The 15,146-nt window shown below is 61.7% G+C and carries 16 protein-coding genes; 10 read left to right on the forward strand and 6 right to left on the reverse strand.

From position 1 onward, the window contains the following. The first annotated feature begins 186 nt into the window (after positions 1-186). On the forward strand, positions 187-693 hold the full coding sequence (msrA, locus tag PMA3_RS17130) for a peptide-methionine (S)-S-oxide reductase MsrA (RefSeq protein ID WP_064680733.1): 507 nt from the start codon (positions 187-189) through the stop codon (positions 691-693). A gap of 27 nt (positions 694-720) precedes the next feature. Here msrA and PMA3_RS17135 read toward each other — a convergent pair whose 3' ends face one another. Continuing rightward, positions 721-1,719 carry a bile acid:sodium symporter family protein gene (locus PMA3_RS17135; protein WP_064678283.1) on the reverse strand — a complete coding sequence of 333 codons (999 nt, stop codon included), beginning with the start codon at positions 1,717-1,719 and terminating at the stop codon, positions 721-723. A 356-nt stretch (positions 1,720-2,075) separates the two neighbouring features. Between PMA3_RS17135 and PMA3_RS17140 the strand changes: the two genes are divergently transcribed. The 5 genes from PMA3_RS17140 (at position 2,076) to phnE (ending at position 6,021) form a co-directional block, all read left to right on the forward strand. Next, positions 2,076-2,606: a glyoxalase superfamily protein gene (locus tag PMA3_RS17140; RefSeq protein WP_064678284.1), complete on the forward strand. Its 531-nt coding sequence runs from the start codon at positions 2,076-2,078 to the stop codon at positions 2,604-2,606. Positions 2,607-2,790: 184 nt separating this feature from the next. Next, positions 2,791-3,642, forward strand: coding sequence for a putative selenate ABC transporter substrate-binding protein (locus PMA3_RS17145; protein ID WP_064678285.1), 852 nt, complete (start codon positions 2,791-2,793; stop codon positions 3,640-3,642). Further along, positions 3,639-4,436, forward strand: coding sequence for a phosphonate ABC transporter ATP-binding protein (locus PMA3_RS17150; RefSeq protein ID WP_064678286.1), 798 nt, complete (start codon positions 3,639-3,641; stop codon positions 4,434-4,436). The genes PMA3_RS17145 and PMA3_RS17150 overlap by 4 nt, the downstream gene beginning before the upstream one ends. Further along, complete coding sequence (locus tag PMA3_RS17155; protein WP_064678287.1) at positions 4,430-5,257, forward strand: PhnE/PtxC family ABC transporter permease; 828 nt, start codon at positions 4,430-4,432, stop codon at positions 5,255-5,257. Before PMA3_RS17150 ends, PMA3_RS17155 begins: the two co-directional genes overlap by 7 nt. After that, positions 5,254-6,021, forward strand: coding sequence for a phosphonate ABC transporter, permease protein PhnE (phnE, locus tag PMA3_RS17160; RefSeq protein ID WP_064678288.1), 768 nt, complete (start codon positions 5,254-5,256; stop codon positions 6,019-6,021). Before PMA3_RS17155 ends, phnE begins: the two co-directional genes overlap by 4 nt. A gap of 21 nt (positions 6,022-6,042) precedes the next feature. Here phnE and PMA3_RS17165 read toward each other — a convergent pair whose 3' ends face one another. From PMA3_RS17165 to PMA3_RS17175, 3 genes are read right to left on the reverse strand one after another with little or no spacing between them, the layout of a single operon-like run. Then, the gene (locus PMA3_RS17165) at positions 6,043-7,551 is read right to left on the reverse strand and encodes a tripartite tricarboxylate transporter permease (protein ID WP_064678289.1); all 1,509 of its coding nucleotides are present in this window, start codon (positions 7,549-7,551) and stop codon (positions 6,043-6,045) included. Positions 7,552-7,575: 24 nt separating this feature from the next. Continuing rightward, positions 7,576-8,070 (reverse strand): tripartite tricarboxylate transporter TctB family protein, encoded by a 495-nt coding sequence (locus tag PMA3_RS17170; RefSeq protein WP_064678290.1) that lies wholly within the window; start codon positions 8,068-8,070, stop codon positions 7,576-7,578. Beyond that, positions 8,067-9,038 carry a tripartite tricarboxylate transporter substrate binding protein gene (locus tag PMA3_RS17175; RefSeq protein WP_064678291.1) on the reverse strand — a complete coding sequence of 324 codons (972 nt, stop codon included), beginning with the start codon at positions 9,036-9,038 and terminating at the stop codon, positions 8,067-8,069. The genes PMA3_RS17170 and PMA3_RS17175 overlap by 4 nt, the downstream gene beginning before the upstream one ends. Before the next feature lie 223 nt (positions 9,039-9,261). On the opposite strand from PMA3_RS17175, the gene chrA reads away from it, so the two are divergent. The 3 genes from chrA to PMA3_RS17190 all read left to right on the forward strand — a co-directional run bounded on the left by chrA (position 9,262) and on the right by PMA3_RS17190 (position 11,540). Continuing rightward, positions 9,262-10,458: a chromate efflux transporter gene (gene chrA / locus PMA3_RS17180; protein ID WP_064678292.1), complete on the forward strand. Its 1,197-nt coding sequence runs from the start codon at positions 9,262-9,264 to the stop codon at positions 10,456-10,458. Positions 10,459-10,677: 219 nt separating this feature from the next. Beyond that, positions 10,678-11,028, forward strand: a complete 351-nt coding sequence (locus PMA3_RS17185) for a DUF6152 family protein (RefSeq protein ID WP_064678293.1) — start codon at positions 10,678-10,680, stop codon at positions 11,026-11,028. Then, positions 11,028-11,540, forward strand: coding sequence for a DUF6644 family protein (locus PMA3_RS17190; RefSeq protein ID WP_064678294.1), 513 nt, complete (start codon positions 11,028-11,030; stop codon positions 11,538-11,540). The genes PMA3_RS17185 and PMA3_RS17190 overlap by 1 nt, the downstream gene beginning before the upstream one ends. A 74-nt stretch (positions 11,541-11,614) precedes the next feature. Here the strand turns inward: PMA3_RS17190 and PMA3_RS17195 are convergent, their stop codons facing one another. Both PMA3_RS17195 and PMA3_RS17200 read right to left on the reverse strand, forming a co-directional pair. Next, positions 11,615-12,703 carry a polyamine ABC transporter substrate-binding protein gene (locus tag PMA3_RS17195; RefSeq protein WP_064678295.1) on the reverse strand — a complete coding sequence of 363 codons (1,089 nt, stop codon included), beginning with the start codon at positions 12,701-12,703 and terminating at the stop codon, positions 11,615-11,617. 53 nt (positions 12,704-12,756) lie between these two features. Continuing rightward, the gene (locus PMA3_RS17200; protein ID WP_064678296.1) at positions 12,757-14,058 is read right to left on the reverse strand and encodes an NAD(P)/FAD-dependent oxidoreductase; all 1,302 of its coding nucleotides are present in this window, start codon (positions 14,056-14,058) and stop codon (positions 12,757-12,759) included. A gap of 166 nt (positions 14,059-14,224) precedes the next feature. Between PMA3_RS17200 and PMA3_RS17205 the strand changes: the two genes are divergently transcribed. Next, positions 14,225-15,127, forward strand: a complete 903-nt coding sequence (locus PMA3_RS17205) for a LysR substrate-binding domain-containing protein (protein WP_064678297.1) — start codon at positions 14,225-14,227, stop codon at positions 15,125-15,127. Positions 15,128-15,146: the final 19 nt, after the last annotated feature.

Raw genomic sequence — 15,146 nt, forward strand, 5'->3', positions numbered from 1 at the left:
GGTTAAACCCGATTTTTAGACCGATTTCCTTCATGAAAAACGGCGGCTGGAAGCAAAAATACTATGGCCGGCCCCAAGGATGAAATTGACGCTCCCACAGGCCTGGGTAAATACTCGACGGCCTGGCAAGAGCATGCCGCCGAGCATGTTCAATGGCCAACACTGACTGATGGGAAGGACCGAAAAATGACGACGCGAACCGAAAAGGCCGTTCTGGCTGGCGGTTGTTTCTGGGGCATGCAGGATCTGATCAGGCGCCAACCCGGCGTGGTGTCCACGCGGGTGGGTTACACCGGCGGTGATGTCGACAATGCCACCTATCGCAACCATGGCACCCATGCCGAAGCGATCGAGATCGAGTTCGATCCGCAGCAGATCAGCTATCGCCAGATCCTCGAGTTTTTCTTCCAGATCCATGACCCGACGACGAAGAACCGCCAGGGCAACGATATAGGAACCAGCTACCGCTCTGCCCTGTTCTATCTCGACGATGAACAGCAGCGCGTGGCCGAAGACACCGTGGCCGACGCCGATGCCTCCGGTCTGTGGCCCGACAAGGTGGTCACCGAGATCGTGCCCGCCGGCCCGTTCTGGCAAGCGGAGCCGGAGCATCAGGACTATCTGGAACACTATCCCAACGGCTACACCTGCCATTTCATCCGGCCAAACTGGAAGTTGCCCAAACGCGGGTGATGGTTTGGGTGGCTCTAGTCCTGACGATCAGGGATCAACCTGGCCCATCAGTTCGGCGACCGTTTCCGAGCGATTGGCAAAACGCTGCGCCAACACCGCACACACCATCAGCTGGATCTGATGGAACAGCATCAGCGGCAGGATCAACACACCCAGGGTGCTGCCGGCGAACAGCACCTGGGCCATCGGCACACCGGTCGCCAGGCTTTTCTTCGAACCACAGAACAGGATGGTGATGCGGTCTTGCTGATTGAAGCCCAGGGCTTTGGCCGACACGGTAGCGATCAGCAGCACCAGCGCCAACAGGATGCAGCACACCACCACCAGACCGGCCAGCGCCCAGAGCGGAATCTGATACCAGATGCCTTCGACCACCGCCGCGCTGAACGCACCGTAGACCACCAGCAGGATCGAGCCCTGATCAACGAACTTTAGCCAGTTCTTGTTGCGCGCTACCCATGCACCGATCCAGCGCCGGGCGATCTGTCCGGCAATGAACGGTAGCAACAGTTGCACGCTGATTTTCAGAATCGCATCGAGGGTCGAACCGCCCTCGCCGTGCACATCCAACAGCAAGGTCACCAGCAACGGCGTGAGAAAGATCCCGAACAGGCTGGACGCCGCCGCACTGCAAATCGCCGCCGGAATGTTGCCACGGGCCAGGGAGGTGAACGCAATCGCCGACTGTACGGTGGCCGGAAGTGCGCAAAGGTAAAGCATGCCCATGTATAGATCGTTGCCGACCAGGGGTGACATCAAGGGTTTGAGCGCCAGGCCGAGCAGCGGGAACAGGACAAAAGTCAGGCCGAACACCAGCAGATGCAGGCGCCAGTGGCCTGCACCGGCAATGATCGACTCGCGCGACAGCTTGGCGCCATGCAGGAAAAACAGCAGGCCGATGGCGATGTTGGTCAGCCAGCCAAAGCCGACGCCTATTTGACCGCTGGCGGGCAGGATGCTGGCGAGCACCACCACGCCGATCAAGGTCAGGGTGAAGTTGTCAGGCAAGAAGCGAGGGCGGGTCATTAGTATCATCCGGGCGCCAGGAAGGTAACGATGACTGTAACCTGCCTGCAGTTGACCGGCTAACGCCAACAAGCCAGTAGATATCGCCAAAAGGACAACAGACGCTTTGTTCTCGATTCGCCAGTACCCTGGCCATTGAATGTCTTCACCAAGGCCCTCCGTGACGGTGACGAACTGCCAGGAAAACCTTCCGCACCCGCCAGCGCCTATGTATCATCAGCCCGGGCCGCTGCTGCCCGCCGCTCGCTCCCGCCGGGAAAGGTGAAAGCATCTGTTTTTTCCCAATCATGTCGTATCTCTTGACGGTCGGGGTTTGGCAACGCGAGCACCAGAATGCCTCGACTACAGGAGTAACGATGTTTTCGATCGAACAAGCCAAGCAGATGGCCAAGCGGCTGCGTGCCTCGCTGGAGACGCGCGATCAAGCGGTGCCTCACGCCACCGCGCTTGAACTGGTTGCACAGCAACTGGGTTACAAGGACTGGAACACCGCATCGGCAATGCTGCCCCAGGAAAGCCCCCCTCCCGCGATCACGTTCGACAAACCCATCCCGATATTGCGGATGTTCGACGAAATCAAGGCACGGGAGTTTTATCTGGATTTCCTGGGTTTCAGCGTCGAATTCGAGCACCGCTTCGAAGCCGATCTACCGCTGTACCTGGGGATCAGCCGCGACGGCCTGCAACTGCATCTGTCTGAACATCATGGCGATGCGAGCCCCGGGTCCACGGTGTTTGTGCCCATGCACAATATCGAACGGCTGCGGGATGAATTGCTAGCCAAACGCTATGGCTATGGACGTCCGGATATTGTCCAGCAGGGCTGGGGCCAAGTCCTGGAAGTCCATGACCCTTTCGGTAACCGGATCCGGTTCTGTCAAAGCTGACCTGCCTTGCGGACCGGGCAGGACCGGTCCGCCCCGGTTTGATTGCCACCCCTGACGATGGATGGCAAATGGACCCGAGGCGGTCATTATCGCTCCAATTCGTCTACCCTCACCAAGCGCCGAGCAGCAAGCAGCTTGTGCCCGGCGCCTCGACATTCTTGCGTTAATGCACCGGAGAATCTTCATGTTCAAACGCCCCCTGGCATTGGCCGTCGGCTTGACCCTGTCTTTTTGCACCCTGCTGGCCCAGGCCGCCGACACCCTGAAAGTCAGCGCCATTCCCGATGAAGCGCCCACCGAACTGTTGCGCAAGTTCAAGCCGCTTGGCGCCTATCTGGAACAGCAATTAGGCATGAAGGTCGAGTTCGTACCGGTGAGCGACTATCCCGCCGTGGTCGAGGCGCTCGCTACCGACCGGATCGACATGGCCTGGCTGGGCGGCTTCACGTTCGTGCAGGCCCGCCTGAAAACCGGCAATGCCATACCGCTGGTACAGCGCGAACAGGATGCTCAATTCACCAGCAAGTTCATCACGGCCGACCCGGCCGTCAAGTCGCTGGCCGACCTCAAGGGCAAGACCTTTGCGTTCGGCTCGGTGTCCTCCACGTCAGGCAGCCTCATGCCGCGCTTTTTCATGCTCAAGGACGGCATCAAGCCGGAAACTTATTTCAGTCGCGTGGGCTACTCCGGCGCGCATGACGCCACCGTCGCCTGGGTCCAGGCAGGCAAGGTGGACGCCGGGGTCCTGAACGCCAGCGTCTGGGAAAAGCTGGTCGCCGCCGGCAAGGTCGACACCTCCAAGGTCAAAGTGTTTGCCACCACCCCGGCCTACTTCGATTACAACTGGACGGTGCGCGGGACCCTCGACCCGGCGCTGGCGGCGAAGATCAAGGCCGCCTTCCTGGCGCTCGACCCGGCGAAACCGAAAGACAAGGAAATCCTCGATCTGCAGGCCGCCAGCCGATTCATCGAAACCAACCCTGACAACTACAAGGGCATCGAAGAAGCCGCACGCGCCGCCGACCTGCTCAAATGACGTTGCACCTGACCCAGGTCAGCCTCACCCACGCCAACGGCGTCCGGGCGCTGCATGGCGTGGACCTGCACATCTCGGCACGGGAACAGGTCGCCATCATCGGCCCGTCCGGGGCGGGCAAGTCGAGCTTGCTCAACCTGCTGGCCACCGCCCTGCGCCCTGGCAGCGGCGAGTTGCAGATACTCGGCGAGCGGGCCTGGCAGCTGTCTGCCCGGCAGCGCCAGCGTCTGCGCGCACGCATCGGGCTGATCCATCAAGCGCCCCCGCTGCCACCGCGCCAGCGCGTGGTCACCGCGGTCCTGGCCGGCAAGCTGGGCCAGTGGGGCCTTGGCAAGAGCCTGCTGAACCTGCTGCATCCGCTGGATATACCGGGCGCACGTGCGGCATTGGCCAGGCTGGACCTGGGCGACAAGTTGTTTGCGCATTGCCAGCAACTGTCCGGTGGCCAGCTGCAGCGCGTGGGCATCGCCCGAGTGTTGTATCAAGCGCCCGAGGTGTTGCTGGCCGATGAGCCGGTATCGGCCATGGACCCGGTGCTCGCCGAGCACACGCTGTCGGTGCTGTGCCGCCACGCCCGGGAACACAACGTCACCCTGGTCGCCAGCCTGCATGCGGTGGAGCTGGCCCTGGCGCATTTTTCGCGGATCATCGGCTTGCGTGATGGGCAGATCCTGTTCGACCTGCCCGCCGATGCCGTTGACCGCGAACTGCTCGACAAGCTCTACGCCAATGAGCAGCTGCAGTCGTCGCCAGTTCCACCGGCGCCCTTGGTTGTGCAGATTCCCCGATGCTGAGCCGCGATACCCGAGATCCCGCCACCCGCCCCCGCCTGCTTCTCACGCTGCTGGCGCTGGTCCTGCTGTGGCCGGGCATCCACTTCAGCGAGTTGGACCTGGGCGTACTGGTAGCCAGTGACAGCCAGAGCGAGATCGGCAAGTTTGTTTCAGCCTTCTGGCCGCCCGCCCATGACGAGGCGTTTATCGAGCTGTTGTTGCAAGCCACCCTGCAAACCCTGGCCATCGCCACGGCCGGCATGGCGCTGGCGTTGGTGTTGGCAATCCCCGCCAGCCTGCTGGCCAGTCGTGCCCTGTCGCTGTCCGCTGCCGCCCGTGCCGGCCACCCGGGTTTCTGGGGCCAACTGCTGCGCTGGCCGGTGCGCGGCTTGCTGATCTTCCTGCGCAGCGTGCCGGAAATCGTCTGGGCCCTGCTGTTCGTGCGCGCCGTCGGCCTGGGCCCGACGGCCGGGGTGCTGGCCATTGCCATTACCTACAGCGGCATGTTGGGCAAGGTCTATGCGGAGATTTTCGAATCGGTCGACCAACGCCCGGCCCACGCGCTGCTGCAGTCCGGCAGCGGTCGGCTGGCGGCCTTTAGCTACGGGATCCTGCCCAATGTCGCTGCGGAGTTGCTGTCGTACACCGTGTACCGCTGGGAATGCGCCATCCGCGCCTCGGTGGTGATGGGTTTCGTCGGGGCCGGCGGCCTGGGCCAGCAAATGGACCTGTCGTTGCGCATGTTCGCCGGCGGTGAGGTGGCCAGCCTGTTGCTGACGTTCCTCGTCCTGGTGCTGCTCGCCGATCAACTCAGCCGCCTGCTGCGCTGGAGGCTGACATGAATCGCCTGTTGAACCTCGTCCTGCTGCTGTGCATCGGCGCAGCGGTCGTTGCTTCGTTCATCTACCTGAGCATCGACCTCGGCGAGCTCGGCGGCAGCGGCAACCTGAACCGGATGGGTGCTTATGCCCAGCGTTTTCTCAGCCCGGACCTGAGCGCGGGCCATCTGCAAGCCATCGGTCACGGCGCCCTGGAAACCATTGCGATGTCTGCCTTGGGCACGCTGCTCGCGGCGGTCTTCGGTCTGCTATTGGCATTGCCCGCGGCCGGGCGCTTTGGCTGGCCCTTGCAGAGTGCGTCGCGCCTGGTGCTCAACGCCCTGCGCGCGGTGCCGGAACTGGTGTGGGCCGCGTTGATGGTGCTTGCCGCCGGCCTCGGGCCCAATGCTGGCACCCTGGCACTGGCCCTGCACACCACCGGCGTGCTCGGCCGGTTGTTCGCCGAAGCGCTGGAAAATACCCCGCCGGAACCCGCCGACGCCATCCGCCTGCAGGGCGGCAATGCCGTGTGGGCGTTCTGTTACGGCACCCTGCCCAACCTGTTGCCACAGCTGCTGGCCTACATCCTGTACCGCTGGGAAAACAATATCCGCATGGCCAGCGTGCTCGGTTTCGTCGGCGCCGGTGGTTTGGGACAAATGCTCTATGTCAGCCTCAGCCTGTTCCAGGAAGCTCAAGCCAGCACGGTGATACTGGCCATGCTGATACTGGTGCTCGCCGTCGATTCATTGAGCAGCTGGAGCCGACAACGCTGGGTCAAGGCCTGACGGGAAGACTTCAGCGCAACGTCAATCATCCTCATGCAGCTTGATACCCCGCGCATGCAGCAGATGAGGGACCAGCAGCACCAGCAACGTCAGCGCCAGGAACGCCGCCGATATCGGTTGCGTCAGAAACACCGTCCAGTCCCCCTCGCTGATGGATAAGGCGTTACGCAGTTGTTTCTCGGCCATCGGCCCCAGCAGCATGCCGACGATCACCGGGGCGACGGGGAAGTCGAAGCGACGCATCAGCACCCCGCCCCAGCCGATCGCCAGCATCAGCAACAGATCGAAGGAAGAGTGGCGCATGCCGTACACGCCGATGGTGGCGAACACCAGAATGCCGGCGTTCAGGTATGGCCTGGGGATCTGCAGGAGTTTGACCCAGAGGCCCACCAGCGGCAGGTTCAACACCAGCAGGATGACGTTGCCGATGTAGAGCGAGGCCACTAGGGTCCAGACCAGGTCCCCGGAGGTTTCGAAGAGCATCGGCCCTGGTTGCAGGTTGTAGTTCTGGAACGCGGCCAACAGGATCGCCGCGGTGGCGGAGGTGGGAATGCCGAGCGTCAGCAGCGGCACCAGAGAACCGGTCGCACTCGCGTTGTTGGCGGCTTCGGGGCCAGCGACGCCTTCGATCGCGCCTTCGCCCTTGCTGGCGGCGAATTCCTTCGGGTATTTGCTGAGTTTGCGCTCGGTCGAATAGGACAGAAAGGTCGGAATCTCGGCACCACCGGCCGGGATCGAACCGAAGGGAAAACCGATCAGCGTGCCCCGCAGCCAGGCGGGCACCGAGCGCTTCCAGTCGGAGCGCGTCATCCACAAAGAGGTCAACCGGTGCCGGCCGGTAGCTTCCTCTTTTTGATAGAGCAGGCTGTACAGCGCCTCGCCCACGGCAAACAACCCGACCGCCACGAGCACCACCTCGATGCCATCCACCAGCTCGGGCACCCCCAAGGTGTAGCGGGCTATACCCGACGTCGAGTCCAGGCCGATCAAGCCCACGGTCAGACCGATCCCCAATGACGCGAAACCTCGCAGCATCGACGCCCCCAATACCGCAGACACGGTCGTGAAGGACAGCACCAGAATCGCGAAATACTCTGCGGGACCAAAGTTGAGCGCGAGTTTGGCCACGATGGGCGCAAACAGGGTCAGCAGAACCGTCGCGATGGTACCCGCCACGAATGAGCCGATCGCCGCCGTGGCCAGGGCCGGTCCCGCCCGACCGTTGCGCGCCATGAGATTGCCCTCCAGCGCCGTGACCATGGACGACGACTCACCCGGGGTATTGAGCAAAATGGAGGTGGTCGAGCCGCCGAATTGAGCGCCGTAATAGATACCGGCAAACATGATCAAGGCCCCGGTAGGATCGACCTTGGCGGTGATCGGCAGCAGCAAGGCCACCGTCAGCGCCGGCCCGATCCCCGGCAGGACACCAATCGCAGTGCCCAACAGACAGCCGATAAACCCATACATCAAATTGATCGGCGTCAGTGCCGAGGAAAACCCCATCGCCAGGCTTGCGAGAATGTCCACCGTTTCGATCTCCTTCGGCCCGGTTCAAATCCAGGCGTTGACCAGGGGCGGCAGGGAAACCCCCAGGCCGGCGTTGAACAACCAGTAAATCGGCAGCGTCAGGGCCATGCCGATGGCGAGATCGCGCACTGGACGGCGGCTGCCGAAACCCCGTGCCGAACAGGCAAACAACAACGCGGCCGCCAACACGAACCCGATGAAGTTGATGAGCAAGGCCACCCCCAGAAGCCCCGCCGTGACCCAGGCCGCACCGGCTTTTCCGTCGGGTACGACGCCTGCCGTCCCGTCGGTGTCGTCGGCCAGTTCGCGAAAGCCGCCCGAGACCGCTTGATAGCTCAGCAACAAGCCCACGGCGCCAAGGAACGCCGCCACAGCGAAGGGGTAGACGTGCGCACCGAGGATGACGAACCCCATCTCGGGGGGAAACCGATACGCGCCGAACGCGAGCGCTGCGCTGATGGCAATCACCCCGAGACCAATCGCCAGTTGCGTCGGTACAATCCCGCGAGGCTGAGTCATTTCGCCACCAGCCCGACCTCGACCAGCATCGCCCGCAGCCGCACGTGTTCGTCGTCGACGAATTTGCCGAACTCATCGCCGGTCAGGACGTTGGCTGACCACTTGTTGGTTTCGATATTTTCTTTCCAGACGTTGCTGTTGCTGGCGGCCACGACGGCCTCGGTCACTTCTTTGCGCTGCTCGGGCGTGAGGCCTGCGGCGCCGTAAACCCCACGCCAGTTGCCGATTGTCACGTCGTAACCACTCTCCTTGAGCGTCGGTGCATCGATGCCGGCCACACGCTCGGGCGCGCCGATGGCCAGCACACGGAACTGGCCGTTCCTGATGTATTGGCCAAGTTCGGCATAACCACCGGTGATCACCTTGATCTGACCGCCCAAGGCCTGGGCAACGACTTCACCGCCACCGGCGAAGGCGACGTAATTCACCTTGTTGACCGGCACCCCCATTTTGCCCGCCAGCTCGGCAATCCCGATGTGATCGATGGACCCCTTGGAACCACCGCCCCAGGAGATACTGGTCGGCTTCTCTTTGAAGGCCTTGAGCAAGTCTTCCAGGGTCTTGAATTCGGATTCCTTGCGTACCGCAAGCACATTGTATTCGGTGAACAGCCGGGCAATCGGCGTCACATCCTTCAAGGTGATTTGCGGCTTGTTCTGTTCAATGGCCGTCACCATGATCGCGCCCACGACCAGCAGCGCATTCGGGTCGCCTTTGGTACTGTTGGCAAATTGCGCCAATCCCAGGGTCCCTCCTGCTCCGCCCTTGTTTTCGAAGGTAGTGGATTTCGCCGCTTTGGCCTCGACCAGGGCTTTGCCGAGCACCCGTGCGGTCTGGTCATAACCGCCACCCACCGAACCCGGGGCCATGAACTTGACGGTGTCCAGCGCGAAAGCCGGTGCTGCAAGGGCCGCGGCAGTGATGCCGGCTGCAAGGTAACGATTGAATCGATGGAACAAAGCGGACATGAGTTGTCTCCCGATTGCATTGTTTTTATAGTCGCCGGTTGAACGTCGATCAGGGCACGGTCTCTGTTCAATGAAGCCTGGCCTGCGAATAAGCGTAGGCCATGCTCGGGACGACGGCATATAAGGATGAGTCGCTTCGAAACGGAGCGCCTTTTACAATCATCCAATCTTGCTATCGACGTTCGACGATTGAACCGGACCCGTTCACCAGGAAGGCGAATACATGGCCAACACTCGTGCCGATGACCGCAGCAGTGCGTGGTCGGTGTTTCTGATCTTCCTGCGCCTCGGGCTGACCTCGTTCGGCGGCCCGATTGCGCACCTGGGCTACTTCCGCGATGAGTTCGTCACACGTCGGCGCTGGCTGAGCGAAGGCAGTTACGCGGACCTGGTCGCCCTCTGCCAGTTCCTGCCGGGCCCGGCGAGCAGTCAGGTCGGCATCGCGCTGGGGTTGTCCCGGGCGGGATACGGCGGCGCGCTGGCGGCCTGGGCCGGTTTTACGTTGCCTTCGGCGATTGCCCTGATCCTGTTTGCACTGGGCATGTCCCGATATGGCACGGCCATTTCCCCCGGGGCACTGCATGGCCTCAAGGTGGTCGCCGTCGCGGTGGTCGCGCAAGCGGTGTGGGGCATGGCGCGGAACCTGTGCACGGACGTGCCGCGAGTCACCCTCATGGCGGTCGCGGCGTGCGTCGCCTTGCTTGAACCGTCCGCCTGGGGCCAGGTCAGCGTGATCGCCGCCGCGGCAGTGGCTGGCCTCCTGCTGTTCAAGCCCGGGCAGAGTGCCGGCCACGATCCGCTGCCGATCACGATCAGGCGCCGGACCGGGGCCATCTGGCTGGCGCTGTTCCTGGCATTGCTGGTGGGCCTGCCACTCCTGGCCCAGGTGCTGCCCCATCAAACCGTGGCGATGGTGGACGCCTTCTACCGGGCCGGATCGCTGGTATTCGGCGGAGGGCACGTCGTTCTGCCCCTGCTGCAAGCCGAGGTAGTGCCCAGCGGCTGGGTCGGCAACGATGCCTTCCTCGCCGGGTATGGTGCCGCCCAGGCGGTGCCCGGACCGTTGTTTACGTTCGCTGCGTTCCTTGGCGCGTCGATGAACCTTGCGCCTTCGGGCTGGACAGGCGGCGTGATCTGCCTGCTGGCGATTTTCGCGCCGGCCTTTCTGTTGATCATGGGCGTCTTGCCCTTTTGGGAGAGCTTGCGTCGCAGTTTACGCACCCAGGCTGCACTGGCCGGGGTGAATGCGGCGGTGGTCGGCCTGTTGTTGGCCGCGCTGTATCAGCCGGTCTGGACCAGCGCCATTGTCCAGGCCCAGGACTTTGGCCTGGCGCTGGTTGCCCTGGTGGCGCTGATGTTCTGGAAACTCCCGCCCTGGCTGGTGGTTATCGGAAGCGGCGTCGCGGGCTGGCTGTTGTAGGAGCCGGCAAGCCAGCGCCTGCTTGTTGTAACGGCGCGAGATAGTTACCGCCCGGCAACTTATTGATATTCAAACTTCTAATTTTCCAGAAACACTTATCCCTGCTGGCGCGGTACAGCGCTGAACAATGCCGAGTTATTCTAAAACCGTCTGCGCTGAACCCCTGGCCTGGAGCGTCAGGCGTCAAGTTGATCAATAACCTGCAACAGGAAACGTATTATGAAAGGCATGCTCGGCAGCATTGGATTGTCGCTCTTACTGACGGCAACGGCGGCGTTCGCCCATCACGGCTGGAGTGAATACGACTCCAGCATATCCTTGACACTGAACGGCACGATAGAAGAGTCCGGCTACTCCCATCCCCACGGTTTCGTGCGCCTCAAGACAGCGGACAAGACCTGGACCGTCGTCCTTGCACCGCCCTCGCGCATGGAGAATCGCGGCCTTTCCCGGGAGATGCTGAGTGTGGGCAACACGGCCACCGTGGTCGGCTTTCAGAATCGCACCAACCCTGAAGAATTGCGCGCAGAACGCATCACGATCGGCACCAAGACCACGGAGCTGCGCTGATGCAGGCTGTCGATAGCAGCGTCGGAACGGCGCCGGACAGCTGGCTGGACTGGTTGAATGACTCGGCGCTTGGGGCGGCCATGCGCGGCGACCTGTGGCTGTATCCGATGGTCGAGGTGGTTCACATCCTCGGTTTCTCGGTGCTGTTCGGCGCTGTCCTGATGTTCGATCTGCGGGTGCTCGGGCTGTCGAAAAACATTGAGGTGACAGCCCTGGCGCGCCACCTCCTGACCTGGTCGATTGCGGCCCTGCTGTTGGTCGTGCCTGCCGGGCTGATGATGTTTTCAGCTCACCCCCATGATTTCGCCTCCAACGGCGTCTTCATCCTGAAGCTGTGCCTGATCGCTGCGGCAGGCATTAATGCTGCCCTGTTCCACGTCGGCGTCTACCGCTCTGTCGACCGATGGAACACCGCCGTTGCGGCACCTGGAATCGCAAAGATCCAGGCACTGTTTTCAATTGCGCTATGGGTCACCGTGATCCTCTGTGGTCGACTGTTGGCGTATACCTGAGCCAACTCACCACCGGCGGCTCTGACCGAGTGATCGAGAACCGGGTCGCCGAATTCACTCAGTACCTTGTATCGTCAGGTATTGGTCTTCAGCCTGGTCCACAACCGGGTACTCAACCGTGCGATGGCCGCAGGCAGTTCCTCCACGGTAAACAACTTGTCCAGCACGCTGCCCGGCGGGTAGATCGCCAGGTCCTGCTTCACGGCTGGAACCACATACTGATCCGCCGCCAGGTTGGGGTTGGCGTAGTGCACGCTGTTGCTGATGTTGGCAATGACCTGCGGCGTCAGCAGGTAGTTCATGTAGGCGTAGCCATTCTTCTCGTGCGGTGCGCTCTTGGGCATCACCACCATGTCGAACCACAGGGTCGATCCTTCGTCAGGGATCGAATAGGCGATGTCGATGCCGTTGTTGGCTTCCCTCGCGCTGGCCGCCGCCTGCACCACGTCCCCATTGAAGCCGATCACCGCGCAGACGTTGCCGTTCGCCAGGTCGCTGATGTATTTGGAGGCGTGGAAATACTGCACGTAGGGTCTGATTTTCAGCAACGCCTGCTCGGCTTTTTTATAGTCCGCGGGTTCGTGACTGTGGGGTGGCAGGCCCAGGTAATTGAGGGTGATCGGCAGGACCTGCGTGGGATTGTCGATAATCGCCACGCCACACTGGCTCAACTTCTTGATGTTGTTTTCATCGAAAAACAGATTCCAGGAGCGGGTGACATCGGTGTTGCCGAAGATCGCCTTGATCTTCTCGACGTTGTAGCCGATTCCCGCGGTCCCCCACATGTAGGGATAGCCATACTGGTTGCCCGGATCATTGACCTCGAGTTTTTTCATCAGTGCCGGGTCGAGGTTCTTCCAGTTGGGCAGCTGGTTTTTATCAAGCTTTTGCACGGCCCCGGCCTTGATCAACCGGGACAGGAAATGGTTCGAAGGGCTCACCACATCGTAGCCGGTGTTGCCGGTCATCAGCTTCGACTCCAGCACTTCATTGCTGTCGTGAATGTCGTAAGTGGCCTTGATCCCGGTTTCCCTGGTGAACGTGGTCAGGCTGTCGTCGGCGATGTAGCCGTTCCAGTTCGAGATGTTGACGACTTCATCGGCGTAGCTGGCTGCCGACAACGTCGTCAGCACGACCATCAGCGGAATATTGTTGACGCGCATGTTCAATCACCTGGTTATTGATGAGCTTTTATTGTTTTGCGATTGCCGGGTTTCTAGACTTCTGTCCGGGCCCTGACCGCCTCCACGCGCATTCGCAGCATGGCACCGATATCGAGCAAGGGCCGCGGCGGCAACCAGCCCGGTTGAGCCCTGTGCATGACCGATGTCAGGATCGGCGAGCTGGCGCCCGTGGCCAGTTCGGCGAGCAGGCGTCCCCACAGGGTGCCGCGCGCGACGCCCGACCCGTTGCAGCCGGCCACGGCGAAAACGCCCGCTTCGACCTTGGCAAAGTAAGGCTGGCCGGAGCGTGAGGCGCTCAGGTGGCCGGTCCAGGTGTATTGGATGTCCTGCTCGTTCAGCCATGGAAAACGTCGCTGCAAGCCGAGCACATGGTGTTTTCGACGCTGCTCGAGCTCACTGCCGGACAAGTCCCGGGAACGGTATTCCGCCGTGTTGCGGATCATCACCCGACGGTCCGGCGTCAAGCGCACCGTGGCCCCGAGTGGCCGGGTAGAGAGCACGCCCCAAGGCTCGACAGCGCCCATGGCGCTGAACTCCTGGTCACTGAGCGGCCGCGTGAGGCTGGCACTGAGTTCCATCGCGAAGGTGCCGCTGTCCGCGATCCCGGCCCGCGGGATGAACGCGTTCAGGCAGACGAGCACCTGCTTCGCTTCGATGCTCGCATTGACAGCATTGGCGCGAAGGCTTCCGTTACCCAGACGCTCCAGCCCGCTGATGTCGGTGTTTTCGTAGAGGGTGACGGTGTCCGGCAGCGTATCGAGCAACCCCTTCACATACTTCGCCGGTTGCAGCAATGCGTTGCCATTGCCACACCAGATCGCGGCCTGGTAGTGCTTGGTTCCGAGCTTCTTGCTCAGTGCTTCACCTTGCAGGAACTGCGCAGAGGCGCCGACCGCCCGGAGTGTTTGCAGTTTGGCCTCGACCTGGGTCAGTTTGCCCGGATCGCTGACAGCAAAGTAATAACCCGAATCGCGAAAATCGCACTCGATGCCATGCCGGACAATGCGCTGTCGTACTTCCTCGTTGGCGACCCGGGAAATCTCGGTATCCACTGCATAATCAGCAAAACTCCGGCGGCCGATCAACTCGTCATCGGTGGGGTGTTCATGGCCGACCACAAAGCCCGAATTACGCGCCGAAGCCCCCTGCGCCGCACGTTGACGGTCAACGACCACGATACGTGCCTGAGGGTGCATCTCTGCCAGCGAATGAGCGGCACACAGGCCGGTGATGCCGGCACCGATAATCAGCCAGTCAGCCTTTTGCGTGCCGCTCAGGCGAGTGCGTGCTGGAGAATCTCCAGCCTGCGCGATCCAGCCACATCTATTTTCCATGCGTCACCTCATTCGACTGTCATTGCACGAGCCGTCTCTGCTCAAAGCACAATCTCATGCAGTATTTGCATGAGTGGTTTGAGTTGGCTGTCGCTAGAGCTAGAATCTAAAGGGCCTTTGGCAATACAACCAACGTTATAAAATCATCGAGCCATTCAGAAAACGCATGGATAAAATTCGCCACATTGCTTCGCTCCAGGCCTTGCAGGCCTTGGTCGAAGTCGCCGACACCGGTAGCTTCACCCAGGCTGCGCAGACGCTGTGCCTGACCCAAAGCGCCGTGAGCCGAAAAATCCAGCAGCTGGAGAGTCATTTCGGCTTACCGATGTTCGTGAGGAATAGCCGCCATGTCCGACTGACGCCGGAAGGCGAACAGGTGCTGGCGACCGCGCGTAATATCCTGGCGCAGCTGAAAACTCTGGAGGATCGGCTGGCACCGCAGAAACGCCCTTTCCGCATCCGCATGCATGTGTCGCTGGCGGTGCGATGGTTACTGCCTAAGTTGAGCGAGTTCTATCGAAGTCACCCGGACGTTTCGCTGGCGATCGAAACCGTGGCGACTGAAGTGGTAGAGCCGGCGATCGATAGCGATGCCTTCATTCTCTATCTGCCGCAGCCCTCCACTGATGCGGATTGCCTGACCCTGTTCGAGGAAGCCCTGGTGCCGGTGTGCGCCCCGGGCCTGGACAGTCCGGCCCGACCGTTGCAGTCGGTGGAAGATCTGGCGGGTTTCGCACTGCTGCATCGTTCGGCGGACAAGCATGACTGGGGCCAATGGTTGTCAGCCAATGGCGGCAAGGCGCTGGAGGATTACCGACACATCCCCTTCAACCTCGATGAGCTGGCACTCGATGCCGCAGCGCGAGGATTAGGGGTGGCCATGACCGACTTGACCCTGGCGGCCGAATCCATCGAACGGGGCGTCCTGGTCATACCCTTCGGTCCACCCTTGAAAACCCGCGGAATCTACGCGTTGAACCTGCAACCTGCAGCAGCTTCGCACCCGGCGTGCGGGCTGATCATGCAATGGTTTGCCCAGCAGGCCGAACGACCTTCGCGAGCGGTCTAGCTCTCTCAATGAACCTGGC

The sequence above is a fragment of the Pseudomonas silesiensis genome (assembly GCF_001661075.1).
Classification (GTDB): domain Bacteria; phylum Pseudomonadota; class Gammaproteobacteria; order Pseudomonadales; family Pseudomonadaceae; genus Aquipseudomonas; species Aquipseudomonas silesiensis.